At 49.5% G+C, this 23084-nt stretch carries 18 protein-coding genes; 13 read left to right on the top strand and 5 right to left on the bottom strand.

Going from position 1 to position 23084, the window contains the following annotated elements; all coding sequences use genetic code 11:
• Positions 1 to 12: 12 nt before the first annotated feature.
• From tssF to FH968_RS02855, 8 genes are all read left to right on the top strand, one after another.
• Entirely contained in the window at positions 13 to 1782 is a 1770-nt protein-coding gene (gene tssF, locus FH968_RS02890) for a type VI secretion system baseplate subunit TssF (protein WP_139877074.1), read from the top strand.
• Positions 1746 to 2828 carry a type VI secretion system baseplate subunit TssG gene (gene tssG, locus FH968_RS02885; protein WP_139877071.1) on the top strand — a complete coding sequence of 361 codons (1083 nt, stop codon included), beginning with the start codon at positions 1746 to 1748 and terminating at the stop codon, positions 2826 to 2828. Before tssF ends, tssG begins: the two co-directional genes overlap by 37 nt.
• Positions 2829 to 2864: 36 nt before the next feature.
• Positions 2865 to 3389: a type VI secretion system lipoprotein TssJ gene (tssJ, locus tag FH968_RS02880; protein ID WP_139877069.1), complete on the top strand. Its 525-nt coding sequence runs from the start codon at positions 2865 to 2867 to the stop codon at positions 3387 to 3389.
• A 3-nt stretch (positions 3390 to 3392) separates the two neighbouring features.
• Positions 3393 to 5945 carry a type VI secretion system Vgr family protein gene (locus FH968_RS02875; protein ID WP_139877066.1) on the top strand — a complete coding sequence of 851 codons (2553 nt, stop codon included), beginning with the start codon at positions 3393 to 3395 and terminating at the stop codon, positions 5943 to 5945.
• Positions 5942 to 7486: a DUF4112 domain-containing protein gene (locus FH968_RS02870; RefSeq protein ID WP_139877063.1), complete on the top strand. Its 1545-nt coding sequence runs from the start codon at positions 5942 to 5944 to the stop codon at positions 7484 to 7486. Before FH968_RS02875 ends, FH968_RS02870 begins: the two co-directional genes overlap by 4 nt.
• Positions 7483 to 8595: an Imm72 family immunity protein gene (locus FH968_RS02865; protein ID WP_139877061.1), complete on the top strand. Its 1113-nt coding sequence runs from the start codon at positions 7483 to 7485 to the stop codon at positions 8593 to 8595. Before FH968_RS02870 ends, FH968_RS02865 begins: the two co-directional genes overlap by 4 nt.
• A gap of 77 nt (positions 8596 to 8672) precedes the next feature.
• Positions 8673 to 9122 carry a type VI secretion system baseplate subunit TssE gene (gene tssE, locus FH968_RS02860; RefSeq protein WP_139877058.1) on the top strand — a complete coding sequence of 150 codons (450 nt, stop codon included), beginning with the start codon at positions 8673 to 8675 and terminating at the stop codon, positions 9120 to 9122.
• A 39-nt stretch (positions 9123 to 9161) separates the two neighbouring features.
• The gene (locus FH968_RS02855; protein ID WP_139877055.1) at positions 9162 to 10526 is read left to right on the top strand and encodes a VasL domain-containing protein; all 1365 of its coding nucleotides are present in this window, start codon (positions 9162 to 9164) and stop codon (positions 10524 to 10526) included.
• Positions 10527 to 10892: 366 nt separating this feature from the next.
• On the opposite strand, the gene FH968_RS02850 is transcribed toward FH968_RS02855, so the two are convergent.
• Entirely contained in the window at positions 10893 to 11405 is a 513-nt protein-coding gene (locus tag FH968_RS02850; protein ID WP_139877053.1) for a serine acetyltransferase, read from the bottom strand.
• Positions 11406 to 11609: 204 nt separating this feature from the next.
• On the opposite strand from FH968_RS02850, the gene FH968_RS02845 reads away from it, so the two are divergent.
• Together FH968_RS02845 and yedD are read left to right on the top strand one after the other, a co-directional pair.
• Positions 11610 to 12230, top strand: a complete 621-nt coding sequence (locus FH968_RS02845; protein WP_139877051.1) for a LysE family translocator — start codon at positions 11610 to 11612, stop codon at positions 12228 to 12230.
• A gap of 138 nt (positions 12231 to 12368) precedes the next feature.
• Complete coding sequence (gene yedD / locus FH968_RS02840) at positions 12369 to 12782, top strand: lipoprotein YedD (RefSeq protein WP_139877269.1); 414 nt, start codon at positions 12369 to 12371, stop codon at positions 12780 to 12782.
• Positions 12783 to 12831: 49 nt separating this feature from the next.
• On the opposite strand, the gene amyA is transcribed toward yedD, so the two are convergent.
• The 4 genes from amyA to fliD all read right to left on the bottom strand — a co-directional run bounded on the left by amyA (position 12832) and on the right by fliD (position 16608).
• The gene (gene amyA, locus FH968_RS02835; protein WP_139877049.1) at positions 12832 to 14319 is read right to left on the bottom strand and encodes an alpha-amylase; all 1488 of its coding nucleotides are present in this window, start codon (positions 14317 to 14319) and stop codon (positions 12832 to 12834) included.
• 103 nt (positions 14320 to 14422) lie between these two features.
• Positions 14423 to 14785 carry a flagella biosynthesis regulatory protein FliT gene (fliT, locus tag FH968_RS02830; RefSeq protein ID WP_139877047.1) on the bottom strand — a complete coding sequence of 121 codons (363 nt, stop codon included), beginning with the start codon at positions 14783 to 14785 and terminating at the stop codon, positions 14423 to 14425.
• Positions 14785 to 15192 carry a flagellar export chaperone FliS gene (fliS, locus tag FH968_RS02825; protein ID WP_139877045.1) on the bottom strand — a complete coding sequence of 136 codons (408 nt, stop codon included), beginning with the start codon at positions 15190 to 15192 and terminating at the stop codon, positions 14785 to 14787. Before fliS ends, fliT begins: the two co-directional genes overlap by 1 nt.
• Before the next feature lie 15 nt (positions 15193 to 15207).
• Positions 15208 to 16608: a flagellar filament capping protein FliD gene (gene fliD / locus FH968_RS02820; protein WP_139877042.1), complete on the bottom strand. Its 1401-nt coding sequence runs from the start codon at positions 16606 to 16608 to the stop codon at positions 15208 to 15210.
• Between the two features lie 245 nt (positions 16609 to 16853).
• On the opposite strand from fliD, the gene FH968_RS02815 reads away from it, so the two are divergent.
• The 3 genes from FH968_RS02815 to FH968_RS02805 all read left to right on the top strand — a co-directional run bounded on the left by FH968_RS02815 (position 16854) and on the right by FH968_RS02805 (position 23070).
• Positions 16854 to 18134: a FliC/FljB family flagellin gene (locus tag FH968_RS02815; RefSeq protein WP_139877040.1), complete on the top strand. Its 1281-nt coding sequence runs from the start codon at positions 16854 to 16856 to the stop codon at positions 18132 to 18134.
• A 175-nt stretch (positions 18135 to 18309) separates the two neighbouring features.
• Positions 18310 to 21762 (top strand): methyltransferase regulatory domain-containing protein, encoded by a 3453-nt coding sequence (locus tag FH968_RS02810; protein ID WP_139877038.1) that lies wholly within the window; start codon positions 18310 to 18312, stop codon positions 21760 to 21762.
• A 120-nt stretch (positions 21763 to 21882) separates the two neighbouring features.
• Positions 21883 to 23070: a DegT/DnrJ/EryC1/StrS aminotransferase family protein gene (locus FH968_RS02805; protein WP_139877036.1), complete on the top strand. Its 1188-nt coding sequence runs from the start codon at positions 21883 to 21885 to the stop codon at positions 23068 to 23070.
• The last annotated feature ends 14 nt before the right edge of the window (positions 23071 to 23084 follow it).

The following is a 23084-nucleotide window of genomic DNA, read 5'->3' as shown; positions in this document are numbered from 1 at the left end:
GGAAACCCGTGCATGGATGATTTAACCCTGCGCTATTACGAGGCCGAAATGCGCTATCTGCGCGAGGCCGGTAAAGAGTTCGCGCGCGCCCACCCGGACCGGGCCGCGATGCTCAACCTCGATAAACCCGGTGCCCGTGACCCTTACGTTGAGCGCCTGTTTGAAGGCTTTGCCTTCCTGATGGGACGTCTGCGTGAAAAGCTCGACGACGACCTGCCGGAGCTGACCGAAGGGCTGGTGAGCCTGCTGTGGCCGCATTACATGCGGACCATTCCGTCGCTGGCGATAGTGGAATTCTCACCCGACTGGCGCAACCTTCGCCAGTCAGAAGCGCTGGCCGGGGACTTCTCCGTACTCTCCCGCCCGGTTGGCCCGCATAAAACACCCTGTCAGTACCGGACCACGCGGGAGGTGCCGCTTCAGCCGCTGCATCTGGCGCAGGCACGGCTGCATACCGAAACCGATGGCCGTTCGGCTATTCGTCTGCGTTTTGAATGCGCGGAAAAAGTGGACTGGGCCAAAGCCGATATTGATAAGGTCGCCATTTTTCTCAATGCTGAAAGCCCGGTGAGTTCAGCGCTGCATCTCGCCATGACTCGCCGTGTTCATGCGATGTATGCCCGTCACGCCGGAACCCGTACCGAACGTCAGAAGTTTGACGGCTGGTGTAAGCCGATGGGGTTTGATGAGGCGGATAAGCTCTGGCCAAAGGGGGACTCTGCCTTCAGTGGTTACCAGCTGCTGCTGGAGTATTTCAGCTTCCGTCCGAAATTTATGTTTGTCGAACTGCGCGGGCTGGACAGCATCGGGCTCAATCAAACCAGTAATTGGTTTGAGATTGATATCGTTCTGAGTGAAGCCTGGTCGTCGGATTTGCCTTTCGAAACCGAGAACTTCCGCCTGCACTGTGCGCCGGTGATTAATCTCTTCACCCTGGAAGCCGACCCGCTGACGCTCGATCCTCTGGACAATGAATACCTGCTGCGGCCGCTGCGCCTTCAGGATGGCCACACGGAAATTTACAGCGTCGATGACATTCATGGCGCGGTGAAAAACGGCAAACATCCGTACGTGCCCTTTACCAGCTTCCGGCACAAGGGCGGCATGATGCGCCACGATGCACCGGAGCGATATTTTCACACCCGCGTCAAACGCGGTGCCTCCGGTCTTTACGATACCTGGCTTATTCTCGGCGGGCACTCTTTCGAACGGGAGCAACTGGCAGAGAAACCGGAATCGCTCTCGATGCGCATCACCGGCACCAACGGCCAGTTACCCCGTAAGGCGCTGGAAAGCACCCTGCTGGACCGGGTCGTTAAAGCGGGTAAGGTGCCGGTCAGGGTGCTGAATCTGTCAGTCCCGACAATGCCCCTCTATCCCCCGGCCAACGACCGCTTCCACTGGCGGGTGATGAGCCATCTGGGCTCAAACTTCCTCAGCATGATGGATAACCCGGAAGTGCTGCGCGGAACACTGGCGCTGTATGACTGGACCGATGATGAGATGAACCGTCGTCGCCTTGAGGCGATTGTTGCGGTCAAACACATACTTATCCGCCGCTTTGAAAAGGGCTTCATGCTCAGAGGCGTGGATATCGAAGTCACGCTGAATATGGACAACTTTGCCGGTGAAGGGGATGTGAATCTCTTTGGTGAGATGCTGCACCGCTTCTTCGGGCTGTATGCCGATATTCACCTTTACAATCAGTTGACGCTGGTATTACAACCCACAGGGAAACGACTGAGATGGCGCGAGACCCACAGTCAGCACGTGCCGGGCTGACGCTACACCTGAATAAGGACATCTGGCGGGCCAACTTTTACCGCTTCTGTCAGCTGTTAGAGCAGGAAAATCCTGACGAGCCAAAGCTCGGTGCAACCAGCCATCCGGGCAATGACCCGGTGCGTTTTCGCCCGTGGCCGGGGATGGGATTCCCGGTCAGCGAGCTGAAAGCGGTCGAGACGGACGAAGATCACCCGAATTTACCCCCCACCGTGCGGACCACATTCCTTGGCATGTACGGCGTGGACTCACCGTTGCCCGGTGTGTATCTGGATGATATTGCGCAGCGCCGGGACGGCCATGAAGCGGTGACCTCGTTTCTGGATATCTTCAGCCACCGCATTACCACCCAGTATTACCGTATCTGGCGCAAGTACGCCTACCCGGCCACCTTTGAAGCCGGTGGGCAGGACGCCACGTCACAGTGTCTGCTGGGGTTAGTCGGGCTCGGTATCCCGGGCACCGCGCAGCAGGTAGCCACACCAGTATCGCGCTTTCTGGCGCTGCTGGGCACCATGCGGTTACCGACGCGAAACGCCGAAGGTATCCGGGCCCTGGTCAGCCTGCTGGCTCCCGATACGCGGGCGGTCATCACCGAACCCGACCCGGTGAAGGTCCATATCGAACACCGCAGCGGGCTGGCTGCGGGCAACCGCGTCCATCTTTCGCAGCGGGCAACGTTGGGTAAAACCGGCAAAGAGGCATGCAGCCGGGTGCTGGTCACGCTTATTACGGAAAACCCCGAAGAGGCGGAAGGCTGGTTGCCTGGCGGACAAATTCATACTGACCTGCTGGTTCTGATGCGCGTTTATCTGGGATACCGCAGTGATGCGCGATTGCGTCTGACCGTTCCGGTGCGGCTGCTGCCTGAGCCTCGCCTGGGCAAAGGCCGACGTATCCAGCTGGGACGCACCGGTCTGCTCGGGCTTAAAGATGGCAAGCTCAGTGATAACCGCCAGACCCTGACGGTTAGCCTCGGCTGCTATGAAGGTCTTCAGTGCTCCGCATTGCTCCCGGCTGAAGACGGGCACTACCGCTTTGAATAAAACACCCTCTTCATTTCTCACTAAAGGAATTTCTGAATGGCAACAGTAACCCGGTGGCGGGCGCTGACGCTCATTGCCTGCTGCCTGCTGGCGGGCTGCGGTCTGACCCAGACCGTCACGGACGGCACCGTCAGTATGACGAAGTCCATTTTTTACAAGAAGATCAAAATACTGCATCTGGACTTTACCCCCCGCACGGCAGTCAACGCTGATGGGGCACAGATGCCACTGGCGACCATGGTGCGGGTGTATCAGCTCAAGGATCGCAAGAGCCTGGACGCAGCAGATTATCAGACCCTGCTGCGCAACGCTGACGCGGTACTGAAAGACGATCTGCTGGCCTCGCAATCCGTGATGGTGATGCCCGGGGGCAGCGTGACGCTCAACACGCCAATGGATGAGAACGCACAGTTCGTGGCGGTAGTGGGGCTGTTTAACCGTCCGGACATAAAGGACAACCGCTGGCGTCTGGTGCTGACCCGCGATGATCTTGACCCGGATAAACCGCGCACCCTCGAGCTGGGTGATGGCTGGCTGAATCTTGTGCCGGTAAAGGAGTAAATGATGGATAACTGGTTAGCGCTGTTCGACGGACAGACCCGCTACGTGCTGGACATTAACGACAGCCCGGTCACGCCTGATGTGCTCAATTTTTACGGACGGGAAGCTTTAAGTGAGCCGTTTGCTTGGCGCATTGAATTCACCACCGCACAGGACAATATCGCCCCTGAGCAGATGCTGATGAAATATGCCAGCCTGCGGATGCTCAGCGGCAAAGCGGTTCACGGCATCATTACCCGGCTGGAGTGGTTGTCGACTTCAAAAGACCAGTCGCATTACCGTGCCACGCTCAGTTCCCGCCTGGCCCTGCTGGCGCACACCCGTCGCAGCGCCGTATATCAGAACCTGTCAGTACCGGAAGTGGTGGAACAGGTCTTGCGGGAACACGAGCTGGAAGGGCCAGACTTTGAGTTCCGCCTGGAACGGACCTACCCACCGCGTGAACTCATTACCCAGTGGCGTGAGACGGATTTGCAGTTTATCCAGCGCATTCTGTCTGAAGTCGGCATTTTCTGGCGCACGGAGATGGATAACACCCGTGAACTGGATGTGTATATTTTTGCCGACAGCCAGCTTAACTACCAGTTTGACGTGCGTCTGCCGTACAGCGAGCCGTCGGGTTTGTTCGATGGCGCATCGGAATCCGTCTGGGATGTGCGCACCTGGCATCACGTGGTCACCGGCAGTACCACCACGCGGGATTACAACTACCGCACGGCCACCACGCCGCTGGATGCAACGGTCACGGTACGTAACGATGCGGTGACCAGCGGCGAACATTACCGTTACGCGGCACCGTATCGGGAAGCCGGTGACGACACCGACTCCACGCCTGACACCGAAAGCGGGGCATTCTATGCCCGCATCCATCATGAGCGAGAGCTGAACAAGTCGGCCCGCATTCACCTGTTCAGCAACGCGCCACAACTCGCCCCCGGCCAGGTGCTGGAACCGCAGGGCAATGTGATTACTGCGCTGAAAGAGGGCGTGATTATCACGCTCACCACTTACAGCGCCACACGGGATTCCCGTCTGCATGTCTCAGTGTGGGGACTGCCGTACACCGAACGTTACTGCTACCGCCCGGTGGAAATCGCCCGTCCGGAAGTCCACGGCACGCTGCCAGCCCGTATCCAGAGCCGTAACGCGAATGACACTTACGCCTGGCTGGATGAAACCGGGCGTTACCGGGTAAAGCTGGATTTTGACCGGGAAGGAGCAGAGCAGGGCTATGCGTATTTGTGGCTGCGCCAGGCGAAACCGTATTCGGGTGATACGTACGGCTGGCACACACCGCTGATTGACGGCACGGAAGTGGCGATTGCCTACAGCAACGGGGACATTGACCTGCCGTATATCGCTTATGCGCTGCACGACTCGGAGCACCCGGACCACGTTAACCGCGATAACCACACCCGTAACATCCTCAGAACGCCAGCCAACAACAAACTGCGGATGGAGGATAAACGCGGCGAAGAGCACATCAAGCTCGCCACCGAATACGGCAAAACCCAGCTGAACACCGGTCACCTCGTGGATGCAAAAGCCCAGCCACGCGGCACCGGCACCGAACTGCGCACCGATGAGCGGGGCACGATACGCGCCGGGAAAGGGCTGTTTGTCAGCGCGGACAGCCAGGCCAAAGCCCAGGGTGAGGTGCTGGATATGGGGGCAGCGCTGAAGGAAATCGACCAGCTCAACCAGCAACTGCAACAGCTGGAAATGGCCGCAGAGCAGGCGCAGGCACTGAAGGCGGATATTGACAGCCAGATGGCAATGTTTGAGCAACGGCTGAAGCCGCTTAACGAGACAATTCTGTTTTCGGCACCACAAGGCATGGCATTCACCAGCGGCGAACATCTGCAACTGACCGCCACCCAGAACCTCGCCATGAATGCCGGGGGCGATATCAGCGTGGGTGTCATGGGCAATATGACCGCATTGGTCGGTGACAAGCTGGGGCTGTTTGCCCAATCCGGGCAGTTGAGTCTGAAGTCCAGCGAAGGCCCGGTGGAGATGCAGGCCCAGAACGGCAATATGCGATTCTTCGCTCAGAAGAAACTCACCCTCACGTCCACCGAAGACATCTCGTTTGCCGGAAAGAAACGCATCACGTTAATTGGCGGCGGCAGTTACCTGAAGTTAGAACAGGGGAAGGTCGAGTACGGCACGACCGGGACCTATATGCGCAAGGTGAAAAGGACGGTGAAGGCGGGGACAGCTTCGCAACAGCCTGAGATGCCGTGGCTTGCCGACCCGGTTAAAAATAAAACCGATGCACTGGCGCAGTATCTTTATCACGATGATGCTCCGATCATGGGGGCTCCATATACGGCGACCCTTGCAGACGGTTCCGTGCGTACGGGCAACCTTGACGGAGCGGGTTATCTGCATCTGGAAGATGTTCCTGATGGAGCAATGAAAGTGGAGTTTGGCCCTGATACCCGGAGTTATCTGCGTAAAGATAAGACCGATAATCAGCAGTTTATCAGCATGAAACCGGGTGAATCAGATATTGATGCGTTGATCGCAAAACACAGCGGAGGTGTTGAATGAGTATGCCGGGAGTGGCGTGGTTTAAAGAAACCAGTCTGGAAACGGGACAATGGATCTGGGGGACACTTCAGGGTTCCTTTAATGAAAAGCAAACCATCAGCCAGATTATTGTGGATGCGGTGATTGGCATGATTCCGTTGGTCGGTGACGTGACGGCAGTACGCGATCTGATTGCCGTCTCCATTGGACTGGCAAAAGAACCGAAGAAGCGGGAGAGCGTCAGCGAATGGGTCTTCCTGGTGATCCTGCTATTTGCACTGATCCCGGTGATTGGTGGTGTGATAAAAGGCGTCGGGCGTCTGGCACTGCGGGTAACGACAAAAGCGGCAGAGAATGTAGAAACGTTGAACGATGTGATTAAGTTTCTGAATCGTGTGGGCGAAGGCGATGCGGTGAAGTGGTTGAATAAACTGAATGTCGTTCAGTATCAGGCACAGCTTATCGATAAGATGAGCGATTTGTGTAACACCATTATCACCGCGATTAATCAAATTCTGAAAGCCAGAGTGGGGCGGATGCTACCTGAGAAGTGGCAGGCAGATTTAATCCGGGTGCGGGACGGTTTTGCTGCCTTGCAGCCGCTGGCGTCGAAAATGATCCCGCAGGCGCTGAAAGAGCTGGATGCCAAACTGCGGGTCCTTCAGGCGTTGGTATATAAAGGTGAAATTCATACGATAGCGACGGGAGCGGGTCGTACTAATGTGCAGCGTGAAGCAGAGGCCTATTTGATTGAGCGTCCTCTACGGGAAGCACCGAAGCAAGGGACGCGTTATCCGAGTATTCATGCTGAGGAAATCCATAACGACAGGCTGCGGCTTAAATACTCGAAGGCAGGGTATCCAGATATTGTTAACTGGAAAGGGAAAAGTCCAGCATTTGGTGATGAGCAAGTGTTTACGGATATCGCCTCTTTCAGCGGAGAAATTACCGCTAAAAGTGCCCGCGATATGGCTGGTAGCACGATTTATCGAGCCTTTGGTAACCCGACGGATTTAGCGTCAAAAGGCTCCTGGGCAGCTGGTGGATTCTGGGGTTATCAGAAGGTTCCTGGGAGTGCTGAAGAGTGGCGAAAATTATCGGCGGTGCTGGATGAATGGAACGGTAACGGTTTTTTGGTGGTACTGCATCTGCCGGAAGACCTGGCGACCAGAATGCCGGGCACTAATGCCTGGTATGGTAAAATTGCAGAACAGTTTGGTGATAAACGCCCTGCACAGTATCTGGAAGGAGGGGGCGAACAGGTGATTATTAATCTGGATGTCATGCTGAAAAATGAGCTCAATCGTATTGGTGAGCAGGTAAAGGCCACCGGTCAGCCTACCAGCGTGGAGTTTAAAGGCGTGAAAGCCGAGTTTTATCCAACAATCTGGCAGGATGTGAATGGTGTGCATGGTTACAGTAAACCAGAAGGGATTGAGCCGCCATATTCTACGTATACACGTAAATTGCATGACGATGAACTGCGCAGCAAGGTGAAGGACAGAGCCATTATTAACGCCGCCCGTATTGAGCACCAGACGACTACAGGAAGTGAACAATGATTGCCATTCAAAAAAACAAATATCCAATGACTGAAGATCTTGTGCGCCGCAAACTATTTTGGTTATTGCTACGTCTGAGCAGCTACAGCCTGTGGCAGCGCAAGCGTGATGCATGGGCGTATTTTGCTGAGAAGTATGAAGAGGCACTGAAAACCTGGCCGGAGGATAGGGCGGATGGTTTTGATCCGGAGACGATCATCTGGGTTTACGATGCATTGCGTCTCTATGATGAAGGGTTACTCGAACTGGCTGCGGGCAACAGGCAGGTATGGCAACGTTTAACTGGCGAGTTTCACCAAGTTGCACGTCCGGTTGGATTGGTGGAAAGTTTCTTTTATCCACTGTGCCACGAAAGAGGTGTGCAAAGAGAACCGTATCCACCTGAAATCGAAAAATTGAATAAATTAAAGATTGCCGCAAAAATACACGGCGAGTATCTGGTATACCCACCACACAATAACGTGAGTAACTTTTTTGATGCGGATTTTTTACTGAACCCAGATAAATATCACTATAATTTAAATAAGCTGGCTTACCCAGTATTTCCTAAAACTCTCCCGCCCGTACCAGAACGCAGCGACATCATTATTAAAACTGACGATCCGGTGCCCTGTGACGGCATCTGGGAACCGGTAAAAATTCAGTACAACCATAAATTACTGGTGATTAAAACGGATATCAATGGGTTTAAAAATCTCGGCGCATATAACTATTTCATTCGTGGGATGAATGCTCCCCGACAGGTTTACGAAGACAGTCTGTTACAGGATGGCTGGGGTTATCGTGATGTTCACTGGCGACTGGTCTGGGAAGATACCCGCTATTGCGACGGTATTATTCCGGATGAGTCAGAATATTTTTTGGATGATGAACCGGGTAAACGCATTACCTGTCAGAGTGGGGAGCGCTGTCCGCATTCAGGGCACTGGGTGACCATTGCCGGAGGACACCAGCAATTTATTGATGTTCAGTCCGGAGCCTTAATGCCGGTGGCTACTCAATATCAGAGTAATATGTACGCTTCTGAAATCCGTATTCCCGCAGTGTGGAGTTTGTTGCAACGAGAAGATGGTGGCAGTGCCTATATCAGTCACCCGGATGAAAGCTAACACGGCATTATCACCCACCTGGAATGGCTGTCACATCCTTTACCCGCAGGCTAATTTATTTACGGTTCTAATTTATAATGAACAGAAAATCTCCTTCTCTATATGAAATCCTCACGGGTAATTTTACCGGTGACTTGCCACTTGATGCAGTCAATGAAGAAGACCAGGTGATTTTATCGGTACTGGATAATATCCAGCGCATCCTGAATTCGCGCGCAGAAACCATATCCCATTTACCTGACTATGGTTTGCCCGACATGACCAAAATTTTGCAGGGCATGCCAGGTACCGCTCATGAGTTGATCGACACACTCTCCGGGGTGTTGCTGAAGTACGAACCCCGTTTGCAGTCACTGGCCGTCATTTTACTGGAGCAGGACGTGCCGGGTGAATTACGTTACGCCATCGATGCTGAATTAAAAGGTGTCGGCCTGGTTCGGTATGGAACGGAATTTATGCCCGAGGGCAAAGTGATGCTCAGGCATCTGAAGCAGCAAAATTATCTGGAACAAAATCAATTTAGTTAACCCCCACACCCTCAATCCCTCTTTGACACGGATATCACCATGTCCCAGGCACACGAACATCACCTGAAAACAGGTAGTGATCCCCGAACTTTGCCCGATTATTCAGCCCTGCGTGATGAATTAGCGAAGCTATCTCACCCGGCCCGTCCAGATGTGAACTGGATGCATGTTGAAAAACTGGCATTAAATCTTTTCGAATCCAATGGGGTCGAGCTTCAGACAGCCGCATGGTACACGCTAGCCAGAACACAGATATCGGGAATTCATGGGCTCAAAGAAGGGCTGGCTATTCTTGATGCCCTGATCCGTTATCAGTGGTCAGCAATGTGGCCTGCATCAGCACATGCCCGAATGGAGATACTCAGTAGCTTGAGCAAGCGCCTTCAGCAAATTTTTCGGACACAGACGCTCCAGAGAACTGACCTCCCGGTCCTGTATCAAACCGAACAATTACTGACTTCAACTAGCGAGCTGTTACAGCGACTGGAGCTTCATCACGCAGCAGGTACCGATACGTTGCGCCAGATGCTGCAAAATGCAGTCATTCGGCTTGAAAACAGCGATGCAAGTGCGACAAATACAGAACATCAGACGCCTGCGGTTACGCTGCCAATGAAGACTCTCGCTTCAGCAAGTGATGACGCCGATACTCGCTGGGTTTATGTCGTGAATTCACAACCATTAGCCGATGTTGAAATTAAAACGGAACAACCGGCACGGCTCACACCGGCGAAAGCGTTCATTACCGGTTTGGTGACGGCTACTGTCATCAGTGTTCTCGTATTCAAGGTTATTCCTGTGCTACTGAGCCATCCGGAAGAGGAAAGGGTAATGGCATCCGTGTCGCCGCTCCCGTCTGTATTGTCCGCTTCAGCTTCAGGGCAGTTACTCAGCGACAGTCCTTCGTGGCTGGGCAACAATCCGGCATACGGAAAGAAGCTTGATGAGCGGCTGAAGGAGCTTAGTCAATTGCCACCGTTCTGGACGCTTCAGTATGGCAATCAGTTAGTGGAACAGACACAACAGCTCTATCCAGGCACTCAATTAGCTGCTCAGGCTCAAACGAAGTGGCGTTCAATGCTGACCGCTAATGCTTTGCCGCAGTCGGGTCTCGAAGGTTGGAGTAAAGGGATGACAGCACTTCAACAACTTCAGGATCGGCTCAATCAGCTGGATGAGAAGAAAGGGAAATACATGACGGTAAGTGAACTTAAATCTGCCGTGTTCTCAATAACGCAGGCACTGAATGAAAGCGTCCCGGCTGCTGAGCTTATCAGGCAATTGCAAAACACGCCGGAAGGGCAACCCGCGTCTCAGGCACTGCTTAATTCGACGGAGTTGCAGCTCAGACAGCTGACGAATAGCTATATGCTGATTAAGTCCAAACGGTCGTTTTACCCATAAGCTCACATAAATCCAAATACAGTACGGTGAAGGTTTTATGTTCACGATATATGGGATATCAGTGGCAGTTATTCAAATGGTTAGGCGCAGATGACGGCTATGGGCATAAAACACGCTGCGCGTGCGCGATAAGCATACCTGCTGGATATTTGCACCGGCATTTTCAGCTTCATCATGACTTTTTGTCGTTGTTCATTTCCATGCTTGAAGCTGCATCTGCGTTGGCGACGGGCGCGCCCCAAAATCACTTAGTTTAGTAAGCTCATTAGGATTTGCTCACTTGCTGCCTTGATGCAACTTCAATTATTTTGGTATTTGTTTTTATTTTCTTAAATAAGTAAATACAACTAAAGCATGATATTTAATTTAAGCAGATAACGTTTCTTGTTTTTCAATAATAACCATTTTGTTGCTTGAAATAACCGTGCTATTTGATGGGACGCTTTTTAAAATCAGTGTTCCAACACCAATGGTGACGTTATCGCCTATCTCGATATCATCACCAATGATGCATGAATGCGCACCCATGTTGACATTGTTGCCTACTTTAAATTTGATATCGACACCATTTTTATTGCTGCCAAGCGTGCAGAACTGTCGGATGGTAAACCCTTCGCCAATGACGCAACTCCTGTTTATAATCATTGAGTTACCATGCCAAATCTTAAAGCCCTTACCAATTTTTAAATGATAGGAAAGCTCCACGCCGAAAAGCCCTTCGTTAACCACTCTATTTAAAATCACAAACATCAGTGATAGCGGGTAAAGCGCTTTTGTTTTGGCATGAATAGTGGCCATCCTGAAAATAAGAATGATAAGTTTAGATTTGGCAGTATTGATTTTTAAGTCATATTTTAATGTTGAAAAGAAATCATTCATGGCAATATCCCTTTTATGGTTTATAGGAATAATCTTAATTCATAATTTATAACTCGCCATTGAGTTTGTAAAAACTATTACACGTATCAAATTTTCTAAAATTGAGGTAGTGACAAACAATCGCAACAGGCTGTATGACCTGAAAAATTTTCAATTGTGGGGTTGTTAACTTTTCAGTAACATCCACTTTTTCGGAGATAGAAAATGTCTGTCACGGACTCACTTCTTGCTTTTTCTTTTGCCGCGTTACTCTTAACGCTGACCCCTGGACTCGACACTGCACTCATACTGCGGACAGCCACAGTTGAAGGTGGCAAAAAGGCTTTTCATGCAGCATTAGGAATCGATAGCGGCTGCTTTATCTGGGGTGCACTTGTCGCGTTTGGTTTAGGCGCGCTGCTTGCCGCATCTGAACTGGCTTACGATATCCTCAAATGGTGTGGAGCAGCGTACTTGTTCTGGTTGGGGTTGCACCTCATTTTCAAACCGCGGGAAACATTTGATACGCACCAAACAGGCGGGGCTCCCTCAGGAAATTGGTTTTTAAGAGGCATGCTCGGGAACGTATTAAATCCTAAGATTGGCGTATTCTACGTCTCGTTTTTACCGCAGTTTATCCCCGAAGGCCATTCGCCTGTCATCTGGACGTTCCTGCTGGTTTCTATACATGTCGTTTTAGGTACGCTTTGGTCATTAACATTAATTATGGCGACGAGTTACGCGTCAGAACTATTTAAGATCCCATCCATAGTCAAATGGATGGATCGCGTCACGGGCGGGGTTTTCATGCTGTTTGCCGCAAAACTGGCGTTGAGTAGCCGATAATAAAAAGTTATTTAATAAGCCTGAAACGTCACACTGAACAAAACCAGTGCATCTTCACTTCACTGCAAGCCGCTGAAACACTGGCGGGTTAAGTGCTTTAATGCGAAAATTATTTTTTCTCCGCAGTCGGGATAGATGATGAAGAAGATTGCATTACTGACAGTGTTGCTGGCGTTGAGCGGTTGCGTGCAGGTTGATGATTACCGCGACGTAGTTAAAACCCCAGCACCTGCGGGACTTGCCGGATATTGGCAGTCTCAAGGGCCGCAAAGTGAGATGGTGAGCCCGGAAGCGATTGCCACGCTTGTGGTTACCTCTGAAGGGGATACGCTGGATTGCCGTCAGTGGCAACGCGTGATTGCTCTGCCGGGTAAACTGACGCGGCGTTCAGATGACTGGTATAACGTCACGAACAAGCGAGAAGTTTATAGCGTGGAACGTGAAGGCGATACGCTTGAGTATGCAGGTATGAAGCTCAAACGCGTTGAGCGCCCGACGCAAGAATGTGCGGATTATTTGCAGAAAAACCCGCTGGAAACCAAGTTACCGTAAATGACAATTTCCCTCTCCAGGTCTCAGGAGAGGGAGTTTCACCCTCAATCTACAACACTTCTTCCATTACCCAGACGCTGACGCTGCCACCATTACAGGAAAAGGTCGCGTTGCCGTTTTCATCGGTCGTGATAATTTCTTCTCGGTTACCCAGATAATCTCGCCAGTTTTTGCCGCCATAATTATCCCCAAGCGTAATCACTTTTTCGCCTTCGTCACCGTTCGATAACACGACGACACAGCCAGGATTTTCATCAGTGCCACTGCGACTGAACGCAATGCAGTTAGGGTGATCAAAATAGAGCGTTTGCACACCGTGGGCGAAGCGTTCACGGGCATGAATTAAATCATCAAGCTGTTCGATGACTGGCATGTCGATGTGGTAAGTCTCACCATCGCCACCTTCGTCGTCGTAGCTGGCACCAAATAAATCCGGATAAAACACGCTCGGCACACCGTTTTCACGCAATAAAATCAGTGCGTAAGCCAGTGGTTTGAACCACGCTTCAACGGGGGCTTCGAGAGATTGCAGCGGTTGCGTATCGTGATTTGCGACAAGGGTAATGGCATGGAACGGGTCGGCTTCGACCAGAGTACCGGTAAAAATCTGACTCATGTCGTAATCACTGCCTTGTTGTGACGCCTGGTGAAATTTCATTTGCAGTGGCGCGTCAAACAACATCGTTTTGCCATCGACCTGGGCGATATATTCCTGAAGCTTATCGACTTCGTGTGACCAATATTCAGCAACGATAAACAGCGGCTGTTCGGCCACTTCTTGCACATGCTCAATCCACTCTTTATAGAACCAGGCGGGAATGTGTTTTACCGCGTCGAGGCGAAAGCCATTACAGCCGGTTTCTTGCATCACCCAACGCGCCCAATATTTTAGCTCTTCTGTGACGGCGTGGTTTCGGAAGTCGATATTTTCGCCCATCAGATAGTCAAAATTACCGAGTTCATCATCAACCTGGTCGTTCCAGCCTTCGCCGGTGTAATCGTTGATGATTTTAAAGATGCCGTCTTCATCAGGGTTTTCGATGTGGTCGACACCACTAAAGCATTTGTAATCCCAGATGAACTGCGAATATTTACCAGCGCGGGCAGGGAAGGTGTAACGCGTCCAGGCTTCGCATTCGAGTACTTCGTCGTCTATTTCATTACGGTTTTCTTCATTGACGCGATTAACACGAATGCGCTCTTTTTCATCCGCACCCATTTTGTGATTGACCACCACATCAAGCAGTACGGCAATTTCGTTTTCCTGCAAAGCTTTGATGGCTGCCAGTAATTGTGATTTATCGCCGTATTTAGTGGCAACCGATCCTTTTTGATCAAATTCACCAAGGTCAAAAAGATCGTAACAGTCATATCCCACCGAGTAGCCACCGGAACTGCCTTTATAAGCGGGGGGGAGCCAGACCATATTGATGCCAATGTCGTTGAGGTTTGGTGCCAGCGCTTCAACTTCAGGCCATAGTTCACCGCCGCCGGGGTAATACCAGTGAAAACATTGCAATAGGGTTGGGTTTTTCATCGAGTCCACGCTCCAGGAGTCATTTAGCTGACCACTGGAGTATGGAGGATTTTTGAACTTAGGTGGGAGTTACTGGCCGATTGATACGCCACACACAGCAAAATTATTGTGGTGCATCTGGAACGAGTAATTGGCCCGATAACCGCCCATACGTGTGGTTAAGCGTTTGTTGGCGTGATGACTGGCCGATTAATGCACTGAGTTCGTCCAGGCGCTGCTGTAAAAGATTCTTTAGCGCCTGTTCGTTAGCCAGAATTTGCTCGAGATTTTGCTGCAACATATCCTGCACACTTTTCGCAGTCTCAGGTGGGATAGGGTTAGTGTTGAGTATTTCAATGCCTTGCAGGTATGCCACTTCTTGTTCCAGCAATAAATCCCACTCCCCGCGTTGTGCCAGTTCCAGCAACGACTGGCTTAACAGCACCACGTTCTGCCAGCGGCTGATCAGTTCTACATACGGCGACATTAGGCAGGCTCCCGTGCAGCGTTCAGAGGTGAAATCTGTTTCCAGGCATCGGCAATGTTGGTTAAAAGCCCTTCAACTTCTTCTATTGCTTCAACATCGTTACGCAAATTGGCGAGCATCAGGCGGCGAATCATATAGTCATACAGAGACGATAAGTTCGCGGCTATTTCGCCACCTTTGTCATTATCTAAACCTGCTTTGAGGCCGTTATCGATAATGTTGATAGCTTTGCTCAGTGCTTCACCCTTCGCGGTCAGCTCTCCTTGCTGCATAAACAAGCGAGCTCTGACCAAAGCGCTTAATGCCCCATCAAAAAGCAACACAATCAGTTGATGAGGACTCGCGCTCATCACGGCGCTTTCCACACCAATCTGAGCATATGCTTGTGTACCCCGCGAGCTGTACATAATTACCTCTTGTTATCAGGAACTGCTGGATGAGAATTGTTGAGTCAAATAATTGCTGGTGTTGTTCAGCTTGCTCATTAAGGTATCAAGTTGGGTAAACTGAGCTTTGTATCGGGCAATGGTGTCATCGATACTGGAACTGACGGCCAGGTATTGTTTAGTCAAACTTTTTAGTGTGGAGTTGATGCTGGTGGTGGCGCTATTAATCATGCCGCCGTCTGCAAGATAACCTTTCACCAGTGTTGCGGTCGTCGTAGTGACACCTGTCGTTTTTCCATCACCAACCAAGAGTTGTTGAGTTGCCACAGAGTTGTTGGTTAGTGCAGCGCTCAATTTGTCGTTATTGATTGTCAGCTTGCCAGTTTTAGAGTCTTGTGTGAGACCAATTTGCGACAATGTACTGAATGCTGAACCTGTAGTGGCGGTGGAAAACTGCGAACGAATGCCAGCCTGGATAGTACGAATGTTACTGTCACCCAATAGCACGCCATTGCCAGAACTTTGATCAGCACCGGCATCAACGGCAGTGTATTCAGTCAGAGAACTGAAGGTGTCCAGCATTGAGTTATAAGCATCTACCCATGATTTGATCGCTGAGGTCGCTTTGTCGTTGCTTTTTGTGACGGTAACGGTCGCATTAGCTACTTCTTTATTCAGCGTTAAGGTGACGCCTTCAGGCATATCTTTAACGGTATTACTGGCACTTTCTACTTCGATGTTATTGATAGTCAGCAGTGCATTTTTTGCTGGGATAGTTTCCTTCAACCCTCCGGTGGCACTCGCTGAATCATAACCAATCAGGGCGTTTAGCTCGTCATCACCCGTTACGCTAATCGTCATTGCGTTATCTACACCTGTTTCTGCAGATGAGATAACTAACTGGTAATCACCACTTTTATTCTTAATAACGCTTGCGGACACGCCACTGTCAGCACTGTTGATAGCATCACGAATACCATTGAGTGATGTTTGGTCATCAGTAAGTTTGATTTCAAGAGGTTTTTCACGCCCGGGTTGGTTGATGACCACAGTACGGTCCGTAGATGACACGGCGCTTTGTTTGTCGGTTGCACTGGCTGAACCTGCAGTTGCTAATGACTGAGCCTGTGCCAGTTGTGACACGCTAATCGTGTATTTCCCAGCTGCTGCGCCAGCAGCAGTCGTCACGCCTAAATCTGTTGTGCTGCTGCTGGCCGTGCTGCTTTTAAAAAGGGTTGCATCATTAAGCGTGGTGTTTGCTGTCTGGAATTTTTCTATCGCGCTCTTTAGCGTGCCATAAGCGGTAAGTTTTGCGCTGTAGCTAGATTGCTGTGCACTGATTGGTGTTAATCGACCTTTTTCAGCTGTGGTGAGGTTTGCTAATAGTGTATCCAGCGGCAAGTTGGAGCCGATTCCTAATGAAGAAACGCTAGCCATTAATTAATCCCTTTTCATTACTAACAATTATTCATGTTGGTATCGGCACCCAGAACGCAAAGTTTAATGATATTTGCAGTTAATTAATGGTGGGAATAATGAAGGCGTTGCGGGTTATTTCTGCGGCTAGTTAAAAAGTGAAATATTTCTAAAGTTCGAAAATAGTGTGCCGATACATGGGTAGACGGTGAGAAACCGAGGGCAACAGCCCAACCACAAAATGTGAATTGATAAGGAATAAAATCATGGCACAAGTTATCAACACTAACAGCCTGTCGCTGTTGACCCAAAACAACCTGAACAAATCTCAGTCTTCTCTGGGCACCGCTATTGAGCGTCTGTCTTCCGGGCTGCGTATCAACAGCGCTAAAGATGATGCAGCGGGCCAGGCCATTGCTAACCGCTTCACTTCTAACATCAAAGGTTTGAACCAGGCTTCCCGTAACGCCAACGACGGTATCTCTGTTGCACAGACGACTGAAGGCTCACTGAGCGAAATAAACAACAACTTACAACGTATTCGTGAGCTGTCTGTACAGGCTTCTACCGGTTCTAACTCAGGTACTGACCTGAGCTCTATCCAGGACGAAATTGCATCCCGTCTGTCTGAGATTGACCGTGTATCTGGTCAGACTCAGTTCAACGGCGTGAAAGTCCTGGCTAACGACACTTCTATGAAGATTCAGGTTGGCGCTAATGATGGCGAGACCATCAGCATCGATCTGCAAAAGATTGACTCTTCTACTCTGGGTCTGAACGGTTTCTCTGTTTCTGGTAACGCACTGAAAACCAGCGCACCAATCACTCAGGTTGGTTCTGCAGGTAACCTGAAAAACGTTGATTTGGCTGCTGTTGCAAGCACGCTGAAAGTTGATGCTGGCACTCTGCAGTTGAAAAACGTACAAAGTTCTTCTGGTGCGAGCACTGGGACTTACGTTGTTAGCTCCGGCAGCGACAACTACGCAGTATCTGTTGACGATGCAACAGGTAAAGTGACTCTGAACACCAGCGATGTTAGCTATACTGATACCAAAAATGGTGTGACTGCTGGTTCTATGGCGTCACAACTTGTCAAAGTGGGTAGTGACTCTTCTGGCAATGCTGTTGGTTTTGTTACTGTTCAGGGTAAAAATTATACATCAAGCACAGGCGCTATTAGCAACGGTGGGGCGACTGCGACAACTTCTGCAGCCAGTGCTGTTGGTGATATCGCTAGCGCAACAAACGCAAAAGCATTTGCTGGTGCGTCTTCCGTTGATCCATTAGCAACCATCGACGCCGCTATCGCGAAAGTGGATAAATTCCGTAGCTCCCTGGGTGCAGTGCAAAACCGTCTGGACTCTGCTATCACCAACTTGGGTAACACCAGCGGTAACTTGTCTTCTGCACAATCTCGTATTCAGGATGCTGACTACGCGACTGAAGTGTCTAACATGTCTCGTGCGCAGATCCTGCAGCAGGCTGGAACTTCTGTTCTGGCACAAGCCAATCAGGTACCACAAGGCGTGCTGTCTCTGCTGCGTTAATCGTTTTGTTATCTCAAAAGCCAATCCTTCGGGGTTGGTTTTTTTTTGGCTGAAAAGTACAGAGAAGGGAATTGCTCGAATAACCCCTTTGGACAGGCTGTTTTCTGCGAATTGGCTGAAAGAATTATTGTTAACGTAAGGCTGATTTGCCGTTTTCTCTCAACAGGATATTCCCGTGGCTCATTCCGCTGATATTGAAGCTGTCGCAATGCCGACAACGACTCAACAGGGTTCACCTCTACTTGATAACTATGCCTCGCCTCAGCATCTGCGGGCCGTTGCTCATTTGTACGGCGTCAGTACGCCCGATCTGAAAAATGCTCGCGTGCTGGTGTTGGGGTGCGAAAGTGGGATGAACTTGATTCCATTTTCTTGTGCCTGGTCGGGTGCTTCAGTCATTGGTATTGATATAGATGCTGATGCCATCAGCCATGGGCAGAAATGTATTACGGCGGCAGGAATCAATAATCTGGAATTGTATTGCCTGCAACTGACAGAGCTATTAGCCAGCTCACCAGGTGAGCAAGATTATATCATTCTGCAAGGTGTTTTTGCGCTGCTGGATAATCAAACGCGTGAGTCGCTGTTGGCATATTGCCGTCAGCATTTAAGTGCGAGTGGCGTTATTGCGATTAAATGGCCAACGTATCCAGGTGCTAAAACTAATGAAATTTTACGCGATGCGATGCTATTGCACAGCAGCCTTGCCACTTCTCAGGAGGAAATAACCGCCAGCGCACGCGCAGTGGCAACCTGGCTTGAAATGGGAATGAGTAAGCAAAACCCGCTGCGTTTAAACCTCGCTCCCTTGATCGCGGAAATTAACCAAAATAGCGATAGTGACCTGACACTGAAATACTTATCCGGCCTGAATGAGGCTAATTACCTGGTGGACTTTAACGCCATGGTTGAGCGCAATGACCTGGCCTATCTGGGGGATGCGCAACCATGGACGGAGCTGGCTGATTTTTACGGCTCCGACGTAGCGCAACTGCATAAAACGATTTGCCCGGTAACCCATAAAGTGGTGCAACAACAGTACCTGGATTTTGCAACTAACCGCATTGAACGCTTTAGTTTGCTGGTGGATGCAAATCATAGGGACCGCATTCTTCCTTTACCAGAGCCGCAAAAATTAAAAGAACTGAACTGGGCTGGCAATTTTCAGCGTCTTTTTAGCGATCTGAATGGCGTAGAAAACGCCCATTTTACCCCGCAAGGAGACCTGCTTCGCACTCAGGACGAGCTGACCTTGCAAGTGCTCGATCTACTGGGTGATGCCTGGCCGCTGAGCCTGAGTTTTGAGCAACTCATGTTTCATACCACTAAACCGGAAAGCGCAGATACTCACCACGCCGACCGTGTGCTGAACGTTCTCTATTCTCTGTTCCGTAAGGGCTCTGATAGCCTGTTTTACTGTTACGGCCCCTGCCCGTATAGCCTGAGCAAAAATAATGTATTAAAACCGCTGCCGGGTCTTTTAGGGATGAATCAACCGAATGGAATTGACTCATTTGGTTTTAATTTCTGGTATCAAAGCATCTTGCTCGATAGTCATGAGTATCAACTCCTGAACGGTGGAATGTTGGACATCAACGCGGAAATGCTACCAGGACTGGATACATTGCGCCGCAAAGGGTTATTAACGGGCTCACCTTTCGCCTGGCAAAAGTATATGCAAACGGTCGTGGGGTTGCAGGATCCGAATAATATTCTTGCTTATGTGAATAGCCTGATGCTGTATACCCATTACGGCCTGGAAACTCGTTTTCAGATAACCAGTGTGACTATGCTCAATAGCACGACTCGACAGAAACATCCCAGTTATTCAGCGTACTCACCGCTTGATTCCAAGTCTGAAAAGCGTGTGACTCAATTTTTATATCAGGGACAATTCAATGACGCTTGCGAATATCTTGCCAGCTTCTCTGAGGAGCAAAAAGGGAACCCTCATTTATGGCATCGTCTTGGGCAGACCTACTTCAAAGTTGCACGTTTAGACGACGCCTTACGCGCATATGCTGTTGCATTGTCGATTGAATCCAATACCTGGGCTATTTATTACGATTACACTTTGCTGCTAGGCAAGATGAAGTATTACTGGTATGCGGAAAAGTTGAGCCGTTATTGTTTGAGATTCAACCACAGGCAACCCTTAATCTGGATACAACTTTGCGACCTTTACCAGGAAAATAAAAATTCAGCAATGGCTGAGTTTTGTGTGCGCAAAGCATTGGCAATCGAACCATCAAATAGCAATGCTCTTTCTACCCTTGCTACTTTGCTCAGTACACAATCAAATGTGGTTGAAGCCGTGAGCTGGATGCGCAAAGCCTGTGAAAGCTCCCCGCAGGATTTTACCTATTTAACTAACTATCTCTTTGGTCTATCTCATTGCCCGGACGTCACACCCGAAAATCTCTTTGGTGAGCATGAAAAATATGGTCGTCTGGCTAGCCGCTGGGCGAAACAACAGAATATTGTTTTTGCTCTTCGCAATGAAAAAGATCCCTCCCGGAAATTACGTGTAGGGTTTGTTTCTGGGGATTTCGGTAACCATCCGGTGACTAATTTTATTCGTCCGATGTGGGATGCACTCGATCAGGAAAAATTTGCGATCTACGCCTGGCAGACTTCCCCTTTAAACGACATGGTAACGCAGCAACTCAAACTCAAAGCGACGGCCTGGGTTGATGCCAAAAGCATCAGTAATGCGGAGCTGGCTAAACAAATCCATGCGGCAGAAATTGATATTTTAATTGACCTGTCCGGTCATACAGATCACAACCGTCTACCTGCGTTTGCGCTGAAGCCGGCACCGGTATCAATGTCATTTATTGGCTACCCAGGCACGACTGGATTGAGCACAATGGATTACGTGATTGTTCATAACAAACTTGCGCCGCCGGGATTATTAGAGGAACAGTTCACAGAAAAACTGATCTATATGCCGTTTAGTAAGCAGTTTGAACCAGTGGATAATGCACCTGAAATCCAAACTCTGCCTGCCATAAGTAACGGCTATTTCACCTATGCGAGCTTTAACCGCCCGAGCAAATTAAATGATGCGGTACTGGCAACATGGGCAAAAATTCTCACTGCGAAACCTGATGCGAAACTGCTGATTGGTTTTATGCTCGGCTCAAACTTAATTGATGAAATTAATAACAAAATGCTTGGCTGGGGTGTGAAAAAAGATCAGCTTATATTCCGCGAAAGAACAAAACTTTCAACTTATCTTGAAATGCACAATGAAGTTGACTTACTGCTCGACTGCTTCCCTTATACCGGAGGCACAACAACCAACTACGCATTGTGGATGGGTGTGCCAACTTTAACGCTTGCTGGGCAAACACTGGTTTCACGTCAGGGTGTGGCCAATATGTGCCAGTTTGGGCTGGATGAATTTGTCGCAGAATCTATAGATGAGTATGTAGCAAAAGCATTGGCGTTCAGCGAAGACACTCAACGGCTCAATGAATTACGCATGAGCTTACGAGACAATATCAGTTCACTGGAAGATTCCAGTATCTCTCCTGCCTGGTACTTAGAGCAGACGTTGCGTAAAGCCTGGGAAATATATTGTGAAACCGGTATAGCTGAAGGATTTGTTGTCCAGGAATGTTAATAGCTTACTTTTTCAGCGCGCCCAGGTCATTAAATGGTTGCGCTAATTAGCGTAGAAAAGGGGCTGTGTTTAGCCCATTAGAGAATGCTAAACAATTTATTATTGGCAGACTGTTGTTGAATGGAAACCTTCAAGGGGATTAGCGTGAAAGACAATATTTATGTAACCAGCCCATTATTACCTCCTCTTGAAGAGTTTATTCCCTATCTGGAACAGATTTGGGAAAACAAACAACTCACAAATGCCGGACCTTTTCACCAGCAGCTTGAACAAGCGTTAGCAGATTATCTTGGCGTTGAGCACTTATGTTTATTTGCCAACGGCACACTTGCACTGCTAACCGCGTTTCAGACGTTACGTATTACGGGTGAGGTCATTACAACGCCGTACTCATTTGTAGCAACGTCTCATAGCTTGTTATGGAATGGACTGACCCCGGTATTTGCCGATATTGATCCGCTAACGTTTAATCTCGATCCAGATAAAATCGAGGCACTGATTACTCCACAAACATCAGCTATTTTGCCTGTGCATTGTTATGGTATTCCCTGTGACACCGACAAAATTCAGCGTATAGCAGATACATATGGTCTAAAGGTTATTTATGATGCAGCTCATGCTTTTGGCGTAAAACATAACGGCAGCAGCATTTTAAATTGTGGTGATCTTTCGGTGTTGAGTTTCCATGCGACAAAAGTGTTTAACACTTTTGAGGGGGGGGCAATAATCTGCCCGGATGCCAAAACCAAACAACGAATTGATTATTTAAAGAACTTTGGTTTTGCAGATGAAACGATAGTCATGGCTCCGGGTATTAATGCTAAAATGAATGAGGTACAGGCTTCTTTTGGTGTTTTACAGTTGCAGTATATTGATAAAGCGCTGAGCGATCGTGCTGAAATCTATCGATACTACGCAGAACTGATTCACACCGAATTACCTGAAGTGGATTTTTTGCAACCCCCTGAAAACGTAGAATGGAATTATGCTTATTTTCCAGTCATGATTCGTCCTGGACTTGCAGCGACAAGAGATGAAGTTTATCAAGCGTTGCGTAAGCAAAATATCTATACACGTCGTTATTTCTTCCCGCTTATCAGTTCATTTTCTATGTATCGCCATTTGCCTTCTGCCAAAAATGATAGTTTGCAGGTGGCTGATGCGACCTCACAGGCTGTGTTGTGCTTGCCTATTTATCCTGGTCTTAGTCGTGAAGATCAAGAAAGAATTATTGCTATTATGGCTTCAAGTTTACGACAGCATAAATTACCTGAGTCATCGCGTGAGCTTAGCTTGTTAAGTGCGTAAAGGGTGACTCAAGT

Origin of the sequence: Buttiauxella sp. B2 (assembly GCF_006376615.1) — a bacterium.
Classification (GTDB): Bacteria; Pseudomonadota; Gammaproteobacteria; order Enterobacterales; family Enterobacteriaceae; genus Buttiauxella.
Note: the sequence above shows the minus strand (reverse complement) of the source record. Positions and strands in the feature narration are given on the sequence as shown.

Coding starts and splice junctions, on each gene's coding strand:
- tssJ (WP_139877069.1), top strand. CDS start 2,865: ATGGCAACAGTAACCCGGTGGCGGGCGCTGACGCTCATTGCCTGCTGC.
- FH968_RS02845 (WP_139877051.1), top strand. CDS start 11,610: ATGTCTGTCACGGACTCACTTCTTGCTTTTTCTTTTGCCGCGTTACTC.
- yedD (WP_139877269.1), top strand. CDS start 12,369: ATGAAGAAGATTGCATTACTGACAGTGTTGCTGGCGTTGAGCGGTTGC.
- tssG (WP_139877071.1), top strand. CDS start 1,746: ATGGCGCGAGACCCACAGTCAGCACGTGCCGGGCTGACGCTACACCTG.
- fliT (WP_139877047.1), bottom strand. CDS start 14,785: ATGTCGCCGTATGTAGAACTGATCAGCCGCTGGCAGAACGTGGTGCTG.
- FH968_RS02855 (WP_139877055.1), top strand. CDS start 9,162: ATGTCCCAGGCACACGAACATCACCTGAAAACAGGTAGTGATCCCCGA.
- FH968_RS02870 (WP_139877063.1), top strand. CDS start 5,942: ATGAGTATGCCGGGAGTGGCGTGGTTTAAAGAAACCAGTCTGGAAACG.
- fliD (WP_139877042.1), bottom strand. CDS start 16,608: ATGGCTAGCGTTTCTTCATTAGGAATCGGCTCCAACTTGCCGCTGGAT.
- fliS (WP_139877045.1), bottom strand. CDS start 15,192: ATGTACAGCTCGCGGGGTACACAAGCATATGCTCAGATTGGTGTGGAA.
- amyA (WP_139877049.1), bottom strand. CDS start 14,319: ATGAAAAACCCAACCCTATTGCAATGTTTTCACTGGTATTACCCCGGC.
- tssE (WP_139877058.1), top strand. CDS start 8,673: ATGAACAGAAAATCTCCTTCTCTATATGAAATCCTCACGGGTAATTTT.
- FH968_RS02865 (WP_139877061.1), top strand. CDS start 7,483: ATGATTGCCATTCAAAAAAACAAATATCCAATGACTGAAGATCTTGTG.
- tssF (WP_139877074.1), top strand. CDS start 13: ATGGATGATTTAACCCTGCGCTATTACGAGGCCGAAATGCGCTATCTG.
- FH968_RS02875 (WP_139877066.1), top strand. CDS start 3,393: ATGGATAACTGGTTAGCGCTGTTCGACGGACAGACCCGCTACGTGCTG.
- FH968_RS02815 (WP_139877040.1), top strand. CDS start 16,854: ATGGCACAAGTTATCAACACTAACAGCCTGTCGCTGTTGACCCAAAAC.
- FH968_RS02805 (WP_139877036.1), top strand. CDS start 21,883: ATGGAAACCTTCAAGGGGATTAGCGTGAAAGACAATATTTATGTAACC.
- FH968_RS02850 (WP_139877053.1), bottom strand. CDS start 11,405: ATGAATGATTTCTTTTCAACATTAAAATATGACTTAAAAATCAATACT.